Origin of the sequence: Pseudonocardia halophobica (genome assembly GCF_027922425.1) — a bacterium.
Taxonomy (GTDB): domain Bacteria; phylum Actinomycetota; class Actinomycetes; order Mycobacteriales; family Pseudonocardiaceae; genus Pseudonocardia; species Pseudonocardia halophobica.
In genome coordinates, this window is record NZ_BSFQ01000129.1 from 1 (window position 1) to 1143 (window position 1143).

The 1143-nt window shown below is 45.2% G+C and carries 1 protein-coding gene; it reads left to right on the top strand.

All coding sequences use genetic code 11. From position 1 onward, the window contains the following. Positions 1-49: 49 nt before the first annotated feature. Positions 50-1143: NACHT domain-containing protein (locus PKE99_RS37640; protein WP_271215041.1), on the top strand; the 1094-nt coding region annotated here is incomplete at its 3' end.

The following is a 1143-nucleotide window of genomic DNA, read 5'->3' on the forward strand; positions in this document are numbered from 1 at the left end:
CGATCTCACAAAATATGTGGGACATGAGCTCGGCTCCTACACAAATGAGATGCAGAATTTCCTTTACGAGCTAATGCGCAGCTCGATTCCAGATTCAATAAAGCAATTGGTTATGATTGGCCGCGACCCGGCGCCGTTATTCATGCCATTTAAACGCCTGCTCGATACCTATTCGATGGAAGGCGTTGATGCAGATAAGCTGTTCAAACTCCTGACCGCAGCTATTAAGGCTCGATTTTCAACATCGCTGGGGCCGCAGTCGATAATTGATGTGGTAAATAAGAGGGGCGATGAGGTTCTATCACGGCTTGAGGCAATTATAAATTCTGCAAACAATCTTGATAAGTCTGAAATTTTCACAGCGCAAGAAGTGTTTGAAACGCGCCTTAAGGTGGCACGACACATTGAGGTTCAAAACAAAACACTAACAGTTGAAACAACACAGGGAGCCAGAAAGGTTCCCATTAAGAAGCTAGTAGTGCCAGCTAGAATGGAAGAGGTACATTCCAAATCCGATGCAGTGATGCCACACCGAGATGCGCATCGTGATAGCGGTCAGCCAGTGCCATTTTTAAGTTTTCGGCGCACCTTCTTCAATGCGGTAATATTGGGAGATCCGGGTGGCGGTAAGACGACGCTAACACAATTGCTATGTTATGACTTGGCTAACCAAATAATTCTCGAAGCGGCGGCACCAAAAGCGAAGCACTTCGATGTCAGCGACCTGAAAATTCCATTGCGGATCGTCCTTCGCGCATTTGAGAAAAGAGTGCGATCAAACCCCAGCTATAATTTTCTGGACTACATTGTAGACGAGCTAAGAATTATTTTTGCAAATGACGACAGGAAGTGTGCCGCATTTGTCGGCTTTCTTCTTAATGTTGGTCAAGCGGTAATAATTTTTGACGGGCTGGATGAAATACTCAACGTTGGAATGAGAAGGGAAATAGCGGCAAAGATTGAGGAATTTTCTCTGGTTCATCCGAACTGCCCTGCATTGGCTACTTCAAGGATAGTTGGATACAATGACGCCCCACTTCCATATGAGTTCAGAGTGTTTACTCTTTCCAGATTTAACGACACGGAAATTGAGAAATTCTCTGTAAATCTCTTGTCGGCCGTATCGCAGCATAAGTCCACGAC